Genomic DNA, 18,599 nt, shown 5'->3' on the forward strand with positions numbered 1-18,599 from the left:
ATTTTGGCCGCAAAATTTGCATTTTTCCGGCCCCTGCGGCTAGCCGTAGAAGCTTTTCAGCCCCTGAACCGCCCGCGCCAGCGCAGCGTCGTCAACGTCCCTATGCAGCACGATGCGGATGGCACCGGAGCTGCCGCCGCCAATGACCACGCCATCAGCCGCCAAATGCGCCCGAAGGCCGTCGTTGCGCTCATCTGCCGGCGTGAAGAACACCATATTGGTGGCCTGCACCACCTCTCCCGTGCCTAAGCTCCGCAGCACGCCGGCCATTTCTGCGGCCCGTGCGTGATCCTCTGCCAGCCGTGCCACGTTGTGCTCCAGCGCATAAAGCCCGGCGGCCGCCAGCACGCCCGCCTGCCGCATTCCGCCGCCCAGCATCTTGCGCCAGCGCCGCGCCTTGGCAATCAGGTCCGAAGGCCCCGCCAGCACCGACCCCGCAGGCGTGCCCAGCCCCTTTGACAGGCAGACCGACACCGTGTCCGCCAGCCCAGCCAAATCCGTTTCAGAACACCCCAGCGCGGTGATCGCATTGAAGAACCGCGCCCCGTCCAAATGCACGAACAAGCCCGCCGCGCGCCCGGCCCCGGCCGCAGCCGCCATTTCCGCCAGCGGCACCGCCAGCCCGTTATGGGTATTTTCCAGCGACACCAGACGGCTGATGGGCAAATGCGGATCATCTTCGCGCAGCGCCGACCGGATCTCCGCCGGGTCCAGCGCTCCATCGCCGCGCACCGCCACCGGGCACAGCGCAATCCCGCCCAGCACCGAGGCCCCCGCCGCCTCATAAGCATAGACGTGATAGCCGCGTCCGCAGATCACCTCCTCGCCGCGCTGGCAATGGGCCAGCATCGCGGTGAAATTGCTCATCGTGCCTGTGGGAACGAACAGACCCGCTTCTTTGCCCAGACGCTCGGCCAGCACCGCCTCCAGCCGGTTCACCGACGGGTCTTCGCCAAAAACGTCATCGCCCAGCGCTGCCGCGGCCATCGCCTGCAACATGCCCGCATCGGGCCGCGTTACCGTATCGCTGCGCAGATCGCAGAGGGGCGCATCAGCCCCCATCCCTGCCAGCCCAGTGTATTGGCTCATGCCGCCACCTGCTCATAGGCCAGCGCCGCCACGATGTGCACGCGCCGGGTTTCTCCCCCGTTCAATGCGGTGTGATAGCCGCGGGTGTCAGTGAAATAGACCGATCCGTCGGCTGGCAAGTGGGTAACGTGATGATTCACAACGAACAATGAGCCGGGATTGGACACCACCGGGATATGCAGCCGCGGCTCCGGGTCGCGGTGCCAGGAGTTGCAGTTGTACAGCCCTTTGGACAGCACCCGCGTCCGCCCGATCGGAAAGCGCTTGGCAAGTTCGCTGTGCACATGCTCGAAATAGGTGCCCGCAAACTTCGGATTGAACTCGGAAAACTCAACCTCCGGGACCAGATCCTCGCGCGGCTCTTCCACATAACGGTCATCGGCACGCAGCCAGTAGCGGCCGGACAGATCATTTGCGGTCCACTCGGACTGTCCCGGCCGCCGGGTCAGCGGCAGCGCGGCAAACCCCTGATCCTGCATCCCGCCCATAAAGTCCTCGCGCTTCAGGCACTCCTCCAGCGCCTCTTGCAGCAGCTTGAGGTCGAACGTCAGCTCCAGCCGCTGGATACCAGGTCCGGGCACAAAGCCCGCCACCGAGGCCGTGTCGGGCATCGTCTTCATGGCCCTAGTAACAGCCTCAACATCGGCATCATTGATCTGCGGTACAAAAGTCATGCGGCGCGCTCCTGTTTGTCGTGCTGATCGTGAGGGATGATGCGTTTGGCGCCATGGTTGCAGGCCTCTGCCCGCGAAAAAAGCCGGGATTTTGCAATCTGTATTGCAAAAAATGCAACAACTGGCAGGGTGCTCCCATGCGCCGCAAAATCCCGCCCATTTCTGCCCTGCTCTGTTTCGAGGCCGCCGCCCGCGCCGGCAGCTTTGCCCAGGGCGCCCGCACCATGAGCCTGTCGCAAAGCGCTTTCAGCCGCCAGATCCAGAGCCTGGAGGCGCAGACCGGCCAGACCTTGTTCAAGCGCGACCGGCAGCGGGTGCAGCTCACCGCGGCGGGCCATATGCTGCTGGAGGAACTTTCGCCGCAGCTGGAGGCTCTGGAAGCCACCTTTTACCGGCTGCGCACCCGCGATAACCCCTATGGCGCGCTCAACATCGGCACCTATCCGACGCTCGGCAGCCGCTGGCTGATGCCGCATCTGGCACAGCTGGCCCGGGAACAGCCGCGGCTGACGGTCAACACCATCACCTATCTCGACAATGCGCAGGTGGATGCCAGCCTCATTGATCTCGCCATCGTGCAGGGCGATCCGCCCTGGCCGGGCTTCCGCGCCGATTTCCTGATGCCGGAGACGCTGATCGCCGTTGCCGCGCCCGGCCTGCTCAGCACCCCGGTACGGGCGGCAAGCAGCCTGCTGGACTACCCGGCCCTGCAGCACACCACCCGCCCGCTCAGCTGGCAGATATGGTTCGAAGATCTGGGCGAGGCGCTGCCCGTCCGGCCCACCGGCCCGCTGTTCAGCCAGTTCGAAATGCTGATCGACGCAGTGAAATACGGCCACGGCGCGGCGATACTGCCGGAGCTGCTGGTGCGCCGCGAACTCGACGACGGCACGCTGATCCAGGCCCATCCGCACAGCTGCATCCCTGCCAGCGCCTATTACCTGCTGACCCCGCAGGCCAAGGCCGGCACCAGCCGGATCGAACGGGTCCGCAGCTGGCTGCTGGAGCACGCCGCCGCCGGTTAGGGGCTGCCGCGCCGCGCGCCAGCGCGGCGCCGGGCCCAAGGCTGCCAAGCGGCCCCGTCAGGGGCAGCTGCAGGCGCGGGAGCCCCGACCTCTGCCCGCACCGGCCCTAGCGGAACAGCGCCTTATACAGCTTTTCCTTGGTAAAGGGCTTGTCCAGCACCTGCACATCCGCCAGTCCGGGAAAGCCCGCCTCTGCCGCGCTGATGGCACAGCCGCTCATCATCACCGCATTCAGGCACGGCTGCGCCGCCCGCAGGCCGGCCAGCGTCTCCCAGCCGCCGCGCCCCGGCATGCTCATGTCGATCACCGCGCCGTCAAACGGCCCTTCCGAGTCCAGCAAGGCAAGCGCCGCGTCATATCCATCCGCCTGCGCCACCTCGCAGCCGCGCAGCTGCAGCAGCCCCGCCACCGCCCGGCGCACGGTGTCCTCGTCATCCACCACCAGGATCCGCCAAACCGCCGCGCTGCGCGCTGCCGCGGGCGGCTCCACCGCCTCTGCCGCCGCGGCACAAGCCGGGAAATAGCAGCGAATGACGCTGCCCGCGCCTTCGCGGCTCTCCACCGCCAGCCCGCCCTGATGGCGGCTGATGATCCCCATCGCCACCGCCATGCCCAGGCCGCGGCCGCCGGGTTTGGTGGTATAAAACGGGTCGAAGATCCGGGTGACCATGTCGTGCCGCATGCCGCCGCCGGTGTCGCTGACCTCCAGCAGCAGGCAATCGCCCGCCGCCATCCGGCGCCCCTTCAGCAGCCGCTGCCGCTCCGCAGCGTCCAGGCGAGTGCGCCGGGTCTTTACCGTAATGGTGCCTGCACCGGGACCGATGGCCTCCGCAGCGTTCAGCAGCAGGTTCAGCAGCAGCTGGCGCACCTCCTCCCGGTCCAGATGCGCCGCCGGGACGCCCTCGGCCAGATCCAGTACCACCGCCTTGCCCTTCCGGCAGTCCAGGGGCACCAGTGCCAGCGCCTCCTGCACAACCGCGTTTAGGTCGCACGGCGAAGGCGCCGGGCCGTTGGTGCCCTTGGCAAAGCCCGTCAGCTGCCGCACCAGCCCGGCCGAGGCCCGCAGCCCCTGCTCCACCGCCTGCAGATGCTGCTGCGCAGGATGCGCGGCCTCCAGATGCGCCAGCGCCAGTTCGGCCCTGCCCTGCATCGACGCCAGCAGATTGTTGTACTCATGCGCGAGGGCCCCTGCCAGCCGCCCCAGGCTCTCGGCCTTGTGCCGGACCAGCTGGGCCGCCTCCGCCTGCTGGCGGCGCTGCTCCGCGGCGCGGCGGCGCAGTTCCAGACCGGTGCGGGCGGCAGCCAGCGCCATCAGATCCGGCTCCAGCACATCCGTCGCGATGTCGCGGTCATGCAGCAGCCCAAGCCAGCCGGCCGCCGCGCCATCCGCATCGCGCAGCGGAAAACCGAGACAGTATTTCAATGACAGGGGCCGGGTCTGCGCCAATGCCTGCACTATCTGCCGCAGACCGTCCGGCACCTGAACGGCCTCCCAGCCACCCGGCACCTGCTTCCCGGTCGGGTCACAGCGCACGGCCCGGCCTTCCGCCGCATCCAACAACCGGCCGCCGGAACAGCACGCCAGCACCCGGCAGCGGTCCGGCCTGCCCCCACTGCAACCGGCAATGAAAACCGCCCGCACCCTAAGCGCACTTTGCAGTTCCCGCGCAATCTGCCGGAATGCCGCCCGCGGACAGGTGCTGCCCGGCCCCTCTGCCAGCGCCGCCAGGGCTGCCAGCCGCCGCAGGCCCGCAATCTCCGCGCCAAGGCGCGGCGCAAACTGCTGCATCACCGCCACGGCCCGCTGCGCCAAACCGTCGCCGATGTCCTCGCGCCAGGCAGCCTGCACCAGGCCGGACGCCGCGCCGCCAGGATCCTTCAGGGCAACGCCCGCATAGCTCTGGAGGCCTTCCTCAACGAACATCCCGCCTTCGGGATACAGCTCCTCCACCCGGCCGGGGTAAACCTGAGGCTCACCGCTCAGCACCACATCGCAGCACGGCGCCCCGCGCAAGTCATATTCAAAATCGCCCAGCGGCAGCCCGTCGAAACTGCTGGCCAGCACTCTGATGCGCGGGGTCTCCCGGACCGTCAGCTCGCCAACAGTGACCAGATCCGCGCCAGTTCCCTGCGCCAGCTGCCCCGCAAATTCCTGACAGAACTCCAGCCCGTGCAAGCCTGCCAGCGCCCCCAGATTCAAGCCGCAGCTGTCCCCCAGCGGCGGCACGCCTGATGCGTCCATATTTTGTACTCCTGCCATCCCCGTGCAGGCTGGCGTCCTGCACCCGCCTGCTGGCAACACTCATTAACATTCGTCCCTGACACAGCGGGAAACCGCCCTTCTTGGCGAGGGCGCACCCAGACTTCACTGACCGCAGGCAACCTGGAACACGATTACCCCGCAACATCATGCTGCGCAAATCAGCGGCGCGTAGTCAACATCTTGTAACCTTGAGACTCAATTCTAACAGAAAAAGCCGCAAATCCGGAGCACCGGATCTGCGGCTTTTTAATGATTTTCCGAAACCGGGACGCAAAGTCCCCTGGCGGAATCAGGGACGGGTGTCTTCTTCGTCGTCCTCGTCATCGCCGCCAGAGGGCAGGTTGAAGAAGCTGTCGGCGTCGAGGATATCCTCTTCCTTCTTCTCTTCCTCGTCGGAGGAACCGCCGCCCAGGGTGAAGGTTTCCAGCCCTTCGATGGCGCTCGGGATTTTCGGCTCCGCTTCCATCTCCAGCGACTGCTCGGTGGAGACCAGCTTGCGGCGCTCGTCGTCGCTCATCACGCCGCCTTCGGCAGCTTTCTTGGCCGCGGCCTTCTGCACCGCAGAGTCCAGCTCGGACTGCTTGCACAGGCCCAGCGCCACCGGGTCGATCGGCTGCATGTTGGCGATGTTCCAGTGGGTGCGCTCGCGGATCGACTGGATGGTCGGCTTGGTGGTGCCCACCAGCTTGGCAATCTGGCCGTCGCTCAGTTCCGGGTGGAACTTGACCAGCCACAGGATAGAGTTGGGACGGTCCTGGCGCTTGGACAGCGGAGTATAGCGCGGGCCGCGGCGCTTTTCCTCGCCGGCCGCGGCCGGGTTGAACTTGAGCTTCAGCTTGTGCAGCGGGTTGGCTTGCGCTTTGTCGATCTCGTCCTGGGTCAGCTGGTTGTTGGCCACCGGGTCAAACCCCTTGACGCCCACCGCCACTTCGCCGTCGGCGATGCCCTGGATCTCCAGCTCGTGCATGCCCACGAAATCGGCGATCTGCTTGAAGCTGATCGTGGTATTGTCCACCAGCCACACGGCGGTTGCCTTGGCCATCAACGGTTTTGCCATGTGCTCATCTCCTTAAAACACCTTGATCCCCGGATACATCTCTCCCGCCGCCTGAAAGGGCGTCCCCGGCGTGCGGGGCAGGTTTCCGTTGTCGGGGAACTTCTGCCCTATATAGTCAGCTTGATTTCATAAGGAAAGAGGCCAATGCGCAAGTTATTGCTGGGTTTGGCGGCTGTTTTGGCGGCTTTTGCCACGCTTGCGGCGGCAGAGGGCGAACCGGCCGGAGAGTTCGACTACTACGTGCTGGCGCTCAGCTGGTCGCCGAACTGGTGCGCGCAGGAGGGCGATGCCCGCAATGCGGACCAATGCGATGCCCGCCATGACCACGGCTGGACCCTGCACGGGCTCTGGCCGCAATACCACCGCGGCTGGCCCAGCTACTGCCGAAGTGCCGAGGCGCCGCCAAGCCGCGCGATGAGCCGCCAGATGGCGGACATCATGGGCAGCGCAGGCCTTGCCTGGCACCAGTGGAAGAAACACGGCACCTGCGCGGGCCTCAGCGCCCGCCAGTATTACAGCCTGATGCGCGAGGCCTACACCCGCGTCACCCGCCCCGCCGTCTTCCGCAAGCTGGACAAAACCGTCACCCTGCCCGCGTCGGTGGTGGAGGAGGCGTTTCTCAAGGAAAACCCTCCCCTGTCGCGCGACAGCCTGACCATCACCTGCCGCGACGGCGCCATCCAGGAGGCCCGCATCTGCCTGTCCAAGGCGCTTGACCCGGTGCCCTGCGGGCGCGATGTGATCAAGGACTGCACATTGAAGGACGCGCGGCTCGCACCTGTCCGCTGAACCGCCTTGGAGAAGGGGCGCTGCCCCTCTTGGCCTTTCGGCCAAATCACCCCGGGATATTTGCAGCCAGATGAATAAAGGATCCGGATCTTCATCTGGCTAAAAATATCCCCGCCCAGCTGCCCGGCAGGCGGCTTTGCCGCCGAAAGGGGAAGCCACCGCCGCCAGGCGCCGCTCTCGTCGCGCGGCAATAAACGGCCTGTGAAGCAGACTTTGCCGTGTTTCGTGCTACAATAAGCCCACGTGCCGCGCCCGGCCCTGCCTGAACGGCACTTCCGTTTTGGTCAGCGAGGAGGAGGAAGCGCATGGCAAAGACAATCGGTAACCCGCTCAGCTGGCTTCTGCAGGGTGCAGAAACCACCGGGCACCATATCGGCGAAACCGTCGGCGAAATGGGCAGCGACGGCGTCAAGGAGCTGCCGCAGGCACGCGACCTGAGCATGGATGACATCATCCATTCTTTGGCCGCGGGTCTGGAGGATTTTGCAGCCTGCCGCAGCGATGCGATGTTCCTGGTGCTGTTCTATCCGCTGATCGGCATTGCGCTGATCGTGATGAGCCTGTCGATGAACCTCTTGCCGCTGATCGTGCCGATGATCATGGGATTTGCGATCCTCGGCCCGGTCGCAGCAATCGGCCTCTATGAAATGTCCAAGCGCCGCGAAGAAGGTTTGGAGCCGCGCTGGGTGGATGCCTTCAGCGTCATCCGCTCGCCGTCCTTTGGCGCCATTCTGGTGCTGGGGCTGTATCTGGCGGCATTGTTCGTCATCTGGCTGGTGGCGGCCGACATGATCTACAGCCGCACCCTGGGGCCGGAGCCGCCTGCCTCGATCACAAACTTCGCCGCCGACGTGCTGACCACCCGCGCAGGGTGGACCATGGCGATTGCCGGCGGCGTGGTGGGCGCAGTCTTTGCCTTTGCCGCGCTGGCGATGAGCATCGTGTCTTTCCCGCTGCTGCTGGACCGCCACGTCGGCCTGCCGGTGGCGGTGGCCACCTCTATCAGGGTGATGCGCAAGAACCCCGTCGTCTGCATGACCTGGGGCGCGCTCGTCGGCTCAGCGCTGGTGATCGGCGCGATCCCGTTCCTGGCCGGGCTGATCATCGTCGTGCCGGTTCTGGGCCATGCCACCTGGCACCTGTACCGGCGCGCCGTGAAATAGCAGCCGCGCGATCAAAACAGGGCCGGCGGATCCGCCGGCCCTGTTGCGTGAAACCCTAAGGCGTCAGCCGACCTTCAAAACGATCTTGCCGATATGGCCGGAGCTTTCCATCCGGGCGTGCGCTGCGGCCGCGTCCTCCAGCGCAAACTCGCTGTCCATCACCGGCGCCACCTTGCCCGCCTCGATCAAGGGCCAGACCGCCTCGGCCAGATCCTGGGCAATCTGCGCCTTGGCCAGATCGCTCTGCGGCCGCAGGGTCGAGCCGGTCAGCGTCAGCCGCTTGACCATCATCAGGGCAAAGTTCAGCTCCACCTTCGGCCCTTGCAGAAAGGCGATCTGCACCAGCCGCCCGTCCTCGGCCAGCGCCTTGACGTTGCGCGGGATGTAATCGCCGCCAACCATATCCAGCACCAGGTCAGCGCCGCCTTCCTCGCGCATCACCTTGACGAAATCCTCGTCGCGGTAGTTGATCGCCCGCTCGGCGCCCAGATTCAGGCAGGCCTGGCACTTTTCATCCGAACCGGCAGTGGCAAACACCCGCGCCCCGAACTCCCGGGCCAGCTGGATTGCCGTCGTGCCAATGCCCGAAGAGCCGCCATGCACCAGGAACCGCTCCCCGGCTTTCAGGCCGCCGCGGGTGAAGACATTGGACCACACGGTAAAGAATGTCTCCGGCAGGCAGGCCGCCTGTTTCAGGTCCAGCCCTTCAGGGACGGCCAAGCAATGCGCCGCCGGCGTCGCCACATATTCGGCATAGCCGCCGCCGGGCAGCAGCGCACAGACCAGATCGCCTTCGCTTATGCCGCTGACACCCGCGCCCACGGCCGCAACCTCGCCCGAGGCCTCCAGCCCCGGCAGGTCGCTGGCGCCCTTTGGCGGATCATAGGCGCCGGCGCGCTGCAGCGCATCGGGACGGTTCACGCCGGCATAGGCCACCTTGATCACCACCTCGCCATGGCCCGGCTGCGGCACCGGGCGCTGGCACAGCTGCAACACCTCCGGCCCGCCGGGTTTCGTGATCTCCACCGCGCGCATCATCTCTGTCATCGGAATTTGTCCTCCTGATCCTTGCCCCTGCCTAGCATCCGGCCCGATGCGCGCAAACAGCAAAGGCGCCGCAGTCTGGATGGTTTGCGGACTGTCTCTGGCAGCTGAACACACCGGGACTGCCCTCCCCGCCGTGTTCGAGGCAGCCCTCCGCGCATGGCAATTTGGGTTGACCCAGCTAACTTACAAATGTCCGGAAAGATGCAATTGAGGTGAAGAATGGCCGATCCATATTCCAATCTCGGCGCTCAGGATGCCGCCCTGCAAGAGCGGATCGCTGATGCAATGGAAGCCCGCTGCCTGGAACCTGCGCAGATCGCAATCCGGAAGGCTTATCTTGAGAAGCTAAGCCTGCCCGAAAACGCCGCAGCACTGGAGCTGGGCTCCGGCACTGGGCATGTCACCAGGGACCTGTTAGAGCTGGCAGGTGCTGCAACCGCTCATGGGATTGAACCTTCGCCGGTAATGGTGCGCCGGGCCCGTAACAGCTTTACGGACAATGACCGCCTCAGCTTCAGTACCGGGGATGCCAAAGACACGGGACTTGCAGACGAGACGTTTGACCTTGTCGTCATGCACACATTGCTATGCCATGTGCCCGGCCCTGAAGAGGTTGTTCGAGAAGCGTACCGCCTCTTGAAGCCGGGCGGCATTCTGGCGGTCTGCGATGGGGACTACAGCACCGCCACAGCCCAAATCGCTGACTTCGATCCGCTGGATCAACTCATCAAGTTCATGATCAATCAGAATGTCACCAATCTTTGGATCATGCGCCGGATTTCCGGCATTCTGACCGAACACGGGTTCCAGCTCGGCGCCAGAACAGGCCACGGATACGTTGCAGAGGGCGAGGCTGCGTATTTTCTCACGGTGATCGACCGTGGCGCCGACCGCATGGTCGAGGAAGGCCTCCTGTTTGCCGAAACCTCAGAAGCCCTGAAATCAGAAGCCAGGCGCAGGGTCTCTGCCAAGACGTTTTTCGGGTTTATGTCCTATGTGAGCCAGATCGCGGTGAAGCCCTAAGACTTCACACTCATTGTGGTGCTTCCGGTCAGCCTGCGGCACTTTGTGAACCGGGTGCGATAAGGCAGCCGCCGCAAATTACACACAGCGCGGCCGGCAGAATCACCGGCCGCTGTCAGGCAGCTGCGCGTTCCGCCTCAGCGCCGCGGGTTCAGCGATCCCGGCAGATCATCGCGGCCTTTCGGCGGCTTGATCTGCTCCGCCAGCCAGTTCGGCCCCACCAGAAACGGCTTCAGCAGCGGGTTCTTCTGCAGCCCCGCCTTCAGCTTCTCAAAGTCCATCACGTTGTCGATCCGCCGGTCCAGGAAATCCCACGTCGCCTGATGGTCCAGGCTGTCATCGCCCAGCCAATAGAGAACCGTGGCGGAATAGACCCCCGCCAGCGACGCGCGCTTGGTGTACCAGTTCAGATCATCCGAGCCATCGCCCAGCGCCTCCCAGATCAGATCGCAGGTGCCCCAGATCGCCTTGACCCCGTCGCCGGCATACTGCGGCAGCGTCAGCAGCGTGGTGCCGCGGCGCACCGCCTCCTTGTCGTCAACCGCCTCCAGCCGGAACCGCACCGCTGCTGCGACCTTGTCGCGGAACCGCATCCCCGACAGATCCTCTGCCTGCAGCCGCTCCAGCATCCGCGAATCGCCGCGCGCATGATAGGCCAGCGCCAGATCCACCCCGCCGCGCGGGCAGACCGCATGGGCCAGCACCTCCGGCACATCGGCATCCTGGCAGGCGGCCCGGAACGTGACCTCCGACCAGCCGTCGAACGGCACATGCAACAGCGCCGCATCCAGCAGCTTTTCCCTGATATCGTCCTGCGCGTGATCCTGGTCTTCGGTCATCTCACCCTCCAGCTGGCAGTGTCCTGACACCCTACTAGACAAATTAGCGGCGCTTTGCTATATGGCCACTTCCTGCAATCTTCCTTGCAACTCAAAACTTAGAAAGGTGGTGAATACCACATGCAGGTTAGTGTTCGCGACAACAACGTCGATCAGGCGCTTCGTGCCCTGAAGAAAAAGCTGCAGCGTGAAGGCGTCTTCCGCGAAATGAAGCTCAAGCAACATTTCGAAAAGCCGTCCGAGAAAAAAGCGCGCGAGAAAGCTGAAGCGATCCGCCGTGCCCGTAAACTGGCACGCAAGAAAGCCCAGCGCGAAGGTCTGCTCTAAGCACACCTGGCTCTCCAGCTTTGGACAGCACTACGGCAGGTCCCCGGACCACGCCGGAACAAAAGTTCAGACAACCCCCGCGGCTTCGCCCGGGGGTTTGTCATTTGAACGGGCCGCAAACTTGGGGCGGCCTTTTTGCAGCACACGCAAAGATCGTGAAATGCTTTGAATTACATCTTTAGGGTGTATTTCTTCTTTACACTCTGCTATACAGGGTTCGCGGCCAGGCAAACCAGATGCGTTTCCCTAACCTTGCCCCGCCGCCCGGGCTTGGAACACCCGGAACACTGAAACCCGGGGCAGGCCGCGCGCCCCCCCCAATTAAACCGGCGCCCGTCTTGGTCCCTGCAAACAAGGCACGCCACTCCGGGTTTTCATTGCTGCCGGGCGCCGCCAGCTTCCCCCCGCCGGCGCCCGGCCTGCCCGATTCTTCCGTTTGCAAATCCAGCCCCGGCCGCCGCCCCCGGCAGCAACAGGGCGAATCCTGCACCGCCTCTTGCCTCTGCCCGGCGGCGGGATGGCGCCTGCCGCGGATCCGGCCTGCCTGGGCCCGCTCTGCGCGCAGGTTTCCGCGTATCGCGCCCCGGGCTTCGGGCAGAGCTTCGCCGCAAAACCGCCCTTGTGCCCAGCCGCCCTTCCAGCGCTCTGAAATTCCGTTAACCGGTTGGCGCACCGCCGCACAGCCGGCCCACTCACGGAGCAGTACACGATGTCACAGGCAAGCGAACTCGAGCGCCAGATGCTCGACCTGATCAACGCCGAGCGCACCTCGCGCGGGCTCAATCCAGTGCAGCTGGAGCTGCGCCTCAACGATTCGTCAGAAGACCACAGCGAGTGGATGCTGCAGCAGGATGTGTTCTCCCACACCGGCGCGGGCGGCTCCAGCGCCGGCGACCGGATGAAGGACGCTGGCTTTGTCTTCTCCGGCAGCTGGACCTGGGCCGAAAACATCGCTTGGCAAAGCGAACGCGGCGCGGCCGGCCTCTCCGATGACGTCGTCGACCTGCACAATTCGCTGATGAACAGCCCCGGCCACCGCGCCAACATCCTGAACGCGAATGTCGAGGTGATCGGCATCGGCATCGAGCAAGGCAACTTCAACGGCTGGGACGCCGTCATGGTCACCCAGAATTTCGCCAAGACCAGCGCCGGGCTGCAGCTCGACACCGGTAGTTCCGGCGGCGGGTCCGGCGGCGGCACCGGCACCGGTGCAACCGCCGGCGATGACAGCCTGACCCTCAGCAGCGCAGGCACCCTCGACGGTCTGGGCGGCAACGACACCCTGACCGGCAGCAGCGGCGGTGACAGCCTCAGCGGCAATGACGGCCGCGACAAGCTGCTTGGCAGAGCCGGCGGCGACGGCCTGGATGGCGGTTCGGGCAACGACGTCCTGCGCGGCGGCGGCGGCGCGGACGACCTGAACGGCGGCTCCGGCAAAGACAAGCTGTTCGGCGGCGGCGGCAACGACACCCTGGACGGCGGTTCGGGCAACGACCGGCTGACCGGCAAAAGCGGTGCCGACATCTTTGTCTTCAGCAGCGGCGACGACACCGTTACCGATTTCAACCCGAACGCCAGCGGCGAGCGTATCGACCTGGGCGCGGCGGATGGCATCGGCGGTTTCTCCGACCTAATGAGCAACCACGCCAGCCAGACCGCAAACGGCCTGCTGATCAGCGACATCGACGGCGACAGCATGCTGCTGGCAGGCATCACCGCACAGGATCTCAGCGCAGGCGACTTCCTGTTCTGATCCCCACCGGGCAAACGGTGAAAGGGCGCGCTGCGGCGCGCCCTTTTGCCTGTTCCGGCCCCGGCTTCTGGGGGCTCGAACCTCAGTAAATCTTCGGCACGTACAGCTCATCCGGCAGCACCTGCCGTTCGTAATCCGGATTGTACTTGCGGTCCGGCAGCACCACCTTCTCGCCCGGCACCTCCTCATAAGGGATCTTGGTCAGCAGGTGCTCGATGCAGTTCAGCCGCTCGCGCTTCTTGTCGTTGCCCTCGACGATGTACCAGGGGGCCTCGGGGATGTTGGTGCGCTTGAACATCTCCTCCTTAGCCTTGGTGTAATGCTCCCAGCGGATCCGGCTTTCCAGATCCATCGGCGACAGCTTCCACTGCTTCATCGGGTCGTGAATGCGCATCATGAACCGCAACTGCTGCTCCTCGTCGGTGATAGAGAACCAGTATTTCAGCAGGATGATGCCCGACCGCACCAGCATCCGCTCAAATTCCGGAACGTCCTGAAAGAACTGCTCAACCTGGTCGTCGCTGGCAAAGCCCATCACCCGCTCGACGCCCGCGCGATTGTACCAGGAACGGTCGAACAGCACGATCTCGCCGCCTGCGGGCAGATGCGGCACATAACGCTGAAAGAACCACTGGCTCTGCTCGCGGCGGTTCGGCGCCGGCAGCGCCACCACCCGCGCCACCCGCGGATCCAGACGCTGGGTGATCCGCTTGATCACCCCGCCCTTGCCTGCCGCATCGCGGCCTTCGAACAGGATGCAGACCTTCGCGCCGGAATGCTGCACCCAGTCCTGCACCTTGATCAGCTCCGCCTGCAGCCGCAAGAGGTTGCGGAAATAGACCTGCCGGTCGAGCATCTCCGGGTGCTGCTCGCGGTAGATCTTGCGGATCTCCTGGCTCAGCATCGGCTCGGAGAATTCGATCTCGATATCCTCGTCCAGCGTGTCCTGCAGCTCCGCTTCCAGCCAGTCCAGGGATGCGGTTTCAAATTCGCGGGTCACGGGCAGGGTTCCTTCCTTGTCAGGTGGTGCAAACGCTGCCTTTTACCGGCAGCATGTGAATGTTTGATGTCATCCCGCGGGAACAGCCGCGGAATACCTGGCTGCGCGCAACGGAAAACCATCTGCCATTTGCGCCTCCGGACCGGAGACCGCGGGTTGGCAGCTTCCTTTAAGGCAACCGGAAATCCCGCCGGGATTCAAGCCAAAAGCCCGGGCCCGCCCACGCAACCGGCTGGCGCATCAGCTGCCCGCTCTGGCGCGGAGGGCACTCAGGGGGTGCACAGGGGGTGTACAGACGGTGCACGCAAAACACCCCCGCCAGCGCCTCAGACCGGCAGCGCTGTGGTCTTGAACACGGTGCGCAGCGCAAAGCTCGACTGCATCTGCGCCACTCCCGGCAGGCGCGCCAGATGCTGGCGGTGGATGCGGGCGAAATCCTCGGTGTTTTCCGCCACCACCTTCAGGATGTAATCCGCTGTTCCCGCCATCAGATGGCATTCCAGCACGTCCGGGATTCTGGACACCGCCTTCTCAAACGCGTCCAGCACCTCATCCGCCTGTCCGGACAGGGTGATCTCGACAAACACCGTGGACGGCACATTCATCTTGCGCGCATCCAGCAGCGCGACATAATCCCGGATGTACCCCTCCGCCTCCAGCCGCTGCACCCGCCGGTGGCAGGCCGAGGCCGACAGGTTCACCCGCTCCGACAGGTCGGCATTGGAAATGCGGCCCTGCTTTTGCAGTACCGAAAGTATGCGACGATCTGTTTCGTCCAAAGACATTTCTCGAAGATCCTTGCTCATTTTCGCCTGTATAGACGAAGATTCTTCGAAAGGCATGTTTTTGTTCTGCCCAAAAAAGCAGCACCTTTTCCGCCGCCTGCGGCAAAATGACCGCAGACTGATTTGGAGGAGAGACTCACATGAAGATCGGCTGCCCCACCGAGATCAAACCGCAGGAATTCCGCGTTGGCATGACCCCCGACGCCGCCCGCGAGGCCGTCAGCCACGGCCATGAGGTTGTCATTCAGAAAGGCGCCGGCATGGGCGCAGGTTTCACCGACGAGGACTATGTCTCCGCCGGTGCCGCAATCCTCGACACCGCCGAGGAAATCTTTGCCACCGCAGACATGATCGTCAAGGTCAAGGAACCGCAGGCGGTTGAGCGCAAGATGCTGCGCGAAGGCCAGCTGCTGTTCACCTACCTGCACCTGGCGCCCGATCCGGAGCAGACCCACGACCTGCTGGAATCCGGCTGCACCGCCATCGCCTATGAAACCGTCACCGACGACCGTGGCGGCCTGCCGCTGCTGGCGCCGATGTCCGAAGTGGCCGGCCGCCTGGCCCCGCAGGTCGGCGCCTGGACCCTGCAAAAGGCCAACGGCGGCCGCGGCGTGCTGATGGGCGGCGTGCCCGGTGTGGCCCCGGCCAAGGTTGTGGTGATCGGCGGCGGCGTCGTCGGCACCCACGCAGCCAAGGTTGCGGCCGGCATGGGCGCGGATGTGACCATCCTCGACCGTTCGCTGACCCGCCTGAAATACTTGGACGACGTCTTTGGCCGCACCTTCAAGAACCAGTACTCCACCGCCGGCGCAACGGCTGAGCTGGTGCGCGAGGCCGACATGGTGATCGGCGCGGTTCTGATCCCGGGCGCGGCGGCACCGAAACTGGTCTCCCGCGCACAGCTGTCCGAAATGAAGCCGGGCGCGGTGCTGGTGGACGTCGCCATCGACCAGGGCGGCTGCTTCGAGACCTCCAAGGCCACCACTCACGCCGAGCCGATCTATGAGGTCGACGGCATCATGCACTACTGCGTGGCCAACATGCCGGGCGCCGTGGCGCGCACCTCGACCCAGGCCCTTGGCAATGCGACCCTGCCCTTCATGCTGAACCTGGCCAACAAAGGCTGGCGCAAGGCCTGCGAGGACGACCCGCACCTGCTGAACGGCCTGAACGTGCACGCAGGCCAGCTGACCTACTACGCGGTGGGCGAGGCCCTCGGCATGGACGTGCTGTCGCCGAAACTGGCGCTGAAGCAGTAACGCCCAAGCCCGCAAGCAAAGCGCACAAGAGAAGCCCCGCCAGACCGGCGGGGCTTTTCCTTTGCGGCACCTCCAGCGCGCCGCCGGCAGCCAGCCCGCCCGGTCCAGCTACCGTTCACCTGTTGGAGACAATCACCAAGGTTTGTTCCCGGCTGAGTGGTTTTTAGCCCCGGGCAATTTTGTTAAAAATAAGGCGAATTTGTGAAAATGCGGCATGTCTGAACAGTAACGGCCGGCAGGGCAAGGCCGCTCAGCCATTTCCGGCCACAAGGGAAACCACCCCTATGCCTGACAGCTCCAAGGTATTTACCTACGCGGTAGAGGGCCTCTCCTACACCGTCACCGTTTACGAGGAAAACGGCGAGTTCTTTGCCGATATTACGGTCGATGACGGCGCCATGGACGTGAACGCGGTCTATTTCGGCGATGATGACTTTTCCGGCTCCAGCGTGTCCCTGGGCGGCCCGCTGAACATGAACGGCGCCAGGCTGGACGGCGAAAAGGTGCAATGGGACGAGGCCACTGAACTCAGCAGCCCCGGCCTTGGCCCGGAGGGGGAAACCAAGGAAACCTACTTGCAGGCCGGCGATACGATGACGGTTGCCCTGGATATCGAAGACCTGGATGAAATCGACGTCTTCGGCATCCGCGCCACATCCACTACCACCGACGCAGGTTCCATCAAGGCCGTCAGCAGCGATCCTGAGGAGCCGGTGGAGCCGGAAGATCCCGTCTATGGCAAGGTTTTCTTCGGGGAGGTGTTTTCCGAAACCGGCGACCCGCTGGGGGGCACCTACATTCTGGACGAAGAACCCGATCCGAACCCCTACAGCGTGCCTGCGCTTCCCGAGGGAACCGAGCCCACCTTTGAAAACTACCTGTCTTACTACCTGTCGGATGAGATTGGCGGCGCTCTGGCCGCAGTGGAGAGCGTGGTCTTTTACGGCCCTGGCGAGGACGGCACCCAGGAGGAGCTGTTCCGCATTGCAGCACCGGAGGGCGGTTTCGCGGACGCCGATGCGCTGCTGGCGGCCTATGATGATGCTCTCAGCGGCACAGAGGATCTGTCCGGAGAGGACCTGATGGCAGCGCTGAGCCTGGACGATTATGCCATGCCGGAGCCGGAAACTGCTGAGGAAATGGGCGCGGACGAATTCGACCTGGTCTAACCAGCGCCCCGCCTGTCGCTTGTGTGTTCTGGCGGGGCATCCCCAGCCGCACCGGAAAAGCCCCGCCGGACCGGCGGGGCTTTTCTGTTCCCGATGCGGGCATCTCAGCCGCCCGCGGATCTCCAGAGGCTTGACCTGACGGAAAGCGAGGGACAAGCGATACGGCTGATCCTTGAAATCGCCGCAACCCTTAGTGTAGCCCCTCCTTGCCAGCACTTTTAACGACTGTGAAACTTATCAAGGGTTGAGTTCATGCCGACAATGACTGTGACCGGGTCTCTGCAAACTCAGATGGCCGGGCTTGTTGCAACTTTCAACGGTGCGCAGCTGAGCAACAAATACGACACCGGCACCTTCCTGCTGATCTACAACTACCCCTATTCTGTGAGCCTTTTCGGCGACGACCTGCGGGTACCCGGCTCAGGCAGCTATTTCATCACCGGCAGCATCACCGAATTTGAATATGCTGAGATTTCCCTGACCCCGTCGTTTCATACCATCGATAAACTGGTGCTGGACGGCGTCGATGTCAGCGCGGACGGCCTATTCGACCTGACCAGCCGCACCGCCACCACGGCCACGGGCCGGTTCGATCTCGACCAGTTTGTATCTTTCGTGAACGGTGAAGACTGGACCATCAGCGGTTCTAACGAAGACGATAACATCCGGCCCGGTCAGTACTACAAGCTGGACGGCAGCGAAACTATCGATTCCGGACGCGGGGCGGATACTGTCTCCGCCGGAGCGGGCGCCGATTCCATTTCCGGCGGCATCGGCAAAGATGTTCTTAAAGGCCGCGGCGGCAAGGATACCATCGAGGGCGGATCCGGCGCGGACAAGCTTCTGGGCGGCAACGGCAACGACAGCCTGCACGGCGGTGACGGTAAAGACGTCCTGTATGGCAACAAGGGCAACGACACCCTGGATGGCGGCGATGGCGCTGACCTCTTCGTCTTCAAGCGCGGAGACGGCTCTGACACGATCCTGAATTTCGACACCGGCGAGGACCTGATCCGGATCAAACGCGGCGCCTCCGGTTTCTCCGATCTTACGGTTTCGCAAACGGACAGCGGCGCCGAAGTCAGTTTTGCCAATGTTTCCATCACCCTCAGCGGTTTCGATGCAGAGGACGTTACCGCCGATCTGTTCCTGTTCTAACGGCAAGCAGGAGCTGCTGCCCAGCCAGCAGCTCCTGCTTGCGGTCCACAGCACATGCCGGAACTGGCTTGCGGCGGCCCCAATCCGCCCGCACAGGTTGAGCCTTCGCCGCCCGAACTTTCCCCGCTGCGCCCTATTGCCACAGCCCGGCTGTTCCACGACAGTCCGGCGCAACGAAT

17 protein-coding genes are annotated in these 18,599 nt (G+C 64.2%); 9 read left to right on the forward strand and 8 right to left on the reverse strand.

All coding sequences use genetic code 11. The features are described 5' to 3' along the window. Positions 1–39: 39 nt before the first annotated feature. Both ltaE and CAER_RS27880 read right to left on the reverse strand, forming a co-directional pair. On the reverse strand, positions 40–1,089 hold the full coding sequence (ltaE, locus tag CAER_RS0110110) for a low-specificity L-threonine aldolase (protein ID WP_084299516.1): 1,050 nt from the start codon (positions 1,087–1,089) through the stop codon (positions 40–42). Further along, positions 1,086–1,763 (reverse strand): hypothetical protein, encoded by a 678-nt coding sequence (locus tag CAER_RS27880; RefSeq protein WP_036797221.1) that lies wholly within the window; start codon positions 1,761–1,763, stop codon positions 1,086–1,088. The genes ltaE and CAER_RS27880 overlap by 4 nt, the downstream gene beginning before the upstream one ends. A 137-nt stretch (positions 1,764–1,900) precedes the next feature. Here CAER_RS27880 and CAER_RS0110120 point away from each other — a divergent pair, with 137 nt between their 5' ends. Continuing rightward, positions 1,901–2,788 carry a LysR substrate-binding domain-containing protein gene (locus tag CAER_RS0110120; RefSeq protein ID WP_027235248.1) on the forward strand — a complete coding sequence of 296 codons (888 nt, stop codon included), beginning with the start codon at positions 1,901–1,903 and terminating at the stop codon, positions 2,786–2,788. 106 nt (positions 2,789–2,894) lie between these two features. Here CAER_RS0110120 and CAER_RS30630 read toward each other — a convergent pair whose 3' ends face one another. Together CAER_RS30630 and CAER_RS0110130 are read right to left on the reverse strand one after the other, a co-directional pair. Continuing rightward, the gene (locus CAER_RS30630) at positions 2,895–5,030 is read right to left on the reverse strand and encodes an ATP-binding protein (protein ID WP_027235249.1); all 2,136 of its coding nucleotides are present in this window, start codon (positions 5,028–5,030) and stop codon (positions 2,895–2,897) included. 310 nt (positions 5,031–5,340) lie between these two features. Continuing rightward, the gene (locus CAER_RS0110130; protein WP_027235250.1) at positions 5,341–6,108 is read right to left on the reverse strand and encodes a DUF1013 domain-containing protein; all 768 of its coding nucleotides are present in this window, start codon (positions 6,106–6,108) and stop codon (positions 5,341–5,343) included. A 144-nt stretch (positions 6,109–6,252) separates the two neighbouring features. Here CAER_RS0110130 and CAER_RS0110135 point away from each other — a divergent pair, with 144 nt between their 5' ends. Then, positions 6,253–6,897 carry a ribonuclease T2 family protein gene (locus CAER_RS0110135; RefSeq protein WP_027235251.1) on the forward strand — a complete coding sequence of 215 codons (645 nt, stop codon included), beginning with the start codon at positions 6,253–6,255 and terminating at the stop codon, positions 6,895–6,897. A gap of 305 nt (positions 6,898–7,202) precedes the next feature. After that, complete coding sequence (locus CAER_RS0110140; RefSeq protein WP_027235252.1) at positions 7,203–8,060, forward strand: DUF2189 domain-containing protein; 858 nt, start codon at positions 7,203–7,205, stop codon at positions 8,058–8,060. Positions 8,061–8,123: 63 nt separating this feature from the next. Here the strand turns inward: CAER_RS0110140 and CAER_RS0110145 are convergent, their stop codons facing one another. Beyond that, the gene (locus CAER_RS0110145) at positions 8,124–9,107 is read right to left on the reverse strand and encodes an NAD(P)H-quinone oxidoreductase (RefSeq protein WP_027235253.1); all 984 of its coding nucleotides are present in this window, start codon (positions 9,105–9,107) and stop codon (positions 8,124–8,126) included. A gap of 219 nt (positions 9,108–9,326) precedes the next feature. On the opposite strand from CAER_RS0110145, the gene CAER_RS28905 reads away from it, so the two are divergent. Then, positions 9,327–10,130 (forward strand): class I SAM-dependent methyltransferase, encoded by an 804-nt coding sequence (locus tag CAER_RS28905; RefSeq protein WP_027235254.1) that lies wholly within the window; start codon positions 9,327–9,329, stop codon positions 10,128–10,130. A gap of 137 nt (positions 10,131–10,267) precedes the next feature. Here the strand turns inward: CAER_RS28905 and CAER_RS0110155 are convergent, their stop codons facing one another. Next, positions 10,268–10,969, reverse strand: a complete 702-nt coding sequence (locus CAER_RS0110155; protein ID WP_027235255.1) for a COQ9 family protein — start codon at positions 10,967–10,969, stop codon at positions 10,268–10,270. 120 nt (positions 10,970–11,089) lie between these two features. On the opposite strand from CAER_RS0110155, the gene rpsU reads away from it, so the two are divergent. Together rpsU and CAER_RS0110165 are read left to right on the forward strand one after the other, a co-directional pair. Then, a complete protein-coding gene (gene rpsU / locus CAER_RS29235; RefSeq protein WP_005614280.1) occupies positions 11,090–11,296 on the forward strand; it encodes a 30S ribosomal protein S21 in 207 nt (68 codons plus the stop codon). Positions 11,297–12,005: 709 nt separating this feature from the next. Beyond that, the gene (locus CAER_RS0110165) at positions 12,006–13,049 is read left to right on the forward strand and encodes a CAP domain-containing protein (RefSeq protein WP_027235256.1); all 1,044 of its coding nucleotides are present in this window, start codon (positions 12,006–12,008) and stop codon (positions 13,047–13,049) included. A gap of 82 nt (positions 13,050–13,131) precedes the next feature. Here CAER_RS0110165 and ppk2 read toward each other — a convergent pair whose 3' ends face one another. Beyond that, a complete protein-coding gene (ppk2, locus tag CAER_RS0110170; RefSeq protein WP_027235257.1) occupies positions 13,132–14,049 on the reverse strand; it encodes a polyphosphate kinase 2 in 918 nt (305 codons plus the stop codon). A gap of 326 nt (positions 14,050–14,375) precedes the next feature. Then, on the reverse strand, positions 14,376–14,834 hold the full coding sequence (locus CAER_RS0110180) for an Lrp/AsnC family transcriptional regulator (RefSeq protein WP_008556791.1): 459 nt from the start codon (positions 14,832–14,834) through the stop codon (positions 14,376–14,378). Positions 14,835–14,974: 140 nt separating this feature from the next. Here CAER_RS0110180 and ald point away from each other — a divergent pair, with 140 nt between their 5' ends. The 3 genes from ald (at position 14,975) to CAER_RS29715 (ending at position 18,420) form a co-directional block, all read left to right on the forward strand. Further along, on the forward strand, positions 14,975–16,093 hold the full coding sequence (gene ald / locus CAER_RS0110185; RefSeq protein ID WP_027235258.1) for an alanine dehydrogenase: 1,119 nt from the start codon (positions 14,975–14,977) through the stop codon (positions 16,091–16,093). Between the two features lie 284 nt (positions 16,094–16,377). Then, complete coding sequence (locus CAER_RS0110195; RefSeq protein ID WP_027235259.1) at positions 16,378–17,262, forward strand: hypothetical protein; 885 nt, start codon at positions 16,378–16,380, stop codon at positions 17,260–17,262. 252 nt (positions 17,263–17,514) lie between these two features. Further along, complete coding sequence (locus CAER_RS29715) at positions 17,515–18,420, forward strand: calcium-binding protein (protein WP_154667762.1); 906 nt, start codon at positions 17,515–17,517, stop codon at positions 18,418–18,420. Positions 18,421–18,599 lie beyond the last annotated feature (179 nt).

It is taken from the genome of Leisingera caerulea DSM 24564, from assembly GCF_000473325.1.
In the GTDB taxonomy this organism is placed as follows: Bacteria; Pseudomonadota; Alphaproteobacteria; order Rhodobacterales; family Rhodobacteraceae; genus Leisingera; species Leisingera caerulea.

Bases quoted from the DNA above. Each gene is read 5' to 3' on its own strand.
- ltaE (WP_084299516.1), bottom strand. From the start codon at position 1,089: ATGAGCCAATACACTGGGCTGGCAGGGATGGGGGCTGATGCGCCCCTC.
- CAER_RS28905 (WP_027235254.1), top strand. From the start codon at position 9,327: ATGGCCGATCCATATTCCAATCTCGGCGCTCAGGATGCCGCCCTGCAA.
- CAER_RS0110135 (WP_027235251.1), top strand. From the start codon at position 6,253: ATGCGCAAGTTATTGCTGGGTTTGGCGGCTGTTTTGGCGGCTTTTGCC.
- CAER_RS0110165 (WP_027235256.1), top strand. From the start codon at position 12,006: ATGTCACAGGCAAGCGAACTCGAGCGCCAGATGCTCGACCTGATCAAC.
- CAER_RS0110180 (WP_008556791.1), bottom strand. From the start codon at position 14,834: ATGTCTTTGGACGAAACAGATCGTCGCATACTTTCGGTACTGCAAAAG.
- CAER_RS0110140 (WP_027235252.1), top strand. From the start codon at position 7,203: ATGGCAAAGACAATCGGTAACCCGCTCAGCTGGCTTCTGCAGGGTGCA.
- rpsU (WP_005614280.1), top strand. From the start codon at position 11,090: ATGCAGGTTAGTGTTCGCGACAACAACGTCGATCAGGCGCTTCGTGCC.
- CAER_RS0110145 (WP_027235253.1), bottom strand. From the start codon at position 9,107: ATGACAGAGATGATGCGCGCGGTGGAGATCACGAAACCCGGCGGGCCG.
- CAER_RS0110195 (WP_027235259.1), top strand. From the start codon at position 16,378: ATGCCTGACAGCTCCAAGGTATTTACCTACGCGGTAGAGGGCCTCTCC.
- CAER_RS27880 (WP_036797221.1), bottom strand. From the start codon at position 1,763: ATGACTTTTGTACCGCAGATCAATGATGCCGATGTTGAGGCTGTTACT.
- CAER_RS0110130 (WP_027235250.1), bottom strand. From the start codon at position 6,108: ATGGCAAAACCGTTGATGGCCAAGGCAACCGCCGTGTGGCTGGTGGAC.
- CAER_RS29715 (WP_154667762.1), top strand. From the start codon at position 17,515: ATGCCGACAATGACTGTGACCGGGTCTCTGCAAACTCAGATGGCCGGG.
- CAER_RS30630 (WP_027235249.1), bottom strand. From the start codon at position 5,030: ATGGACGCATCAGGCGTGCCGCCGCTGGGGGACAGCTGCGGCTTGAAT.
- ald (WP_027235258.1), top strand. From the start codon at position 14,975: ATGAAGATCGGCTGCCCCACCGAGATCAAACCGCAGGAATTCCGCGTT.
- CAER_RS0110155 (WP_027235255.1), bottom strand. From the start codon at position 10,969: ATGACCGAAGACCAGGATCACGCGCAGGACGATATCAGGGAAAAGCTG.
- CAER_RS0110120 (WP_027235248.1), top strand. From the start codon at position 1,901: ATGCGCCGCAAAATCCCGCCCATTTCTGCCCTGCTCTGTTTCGAGGCC.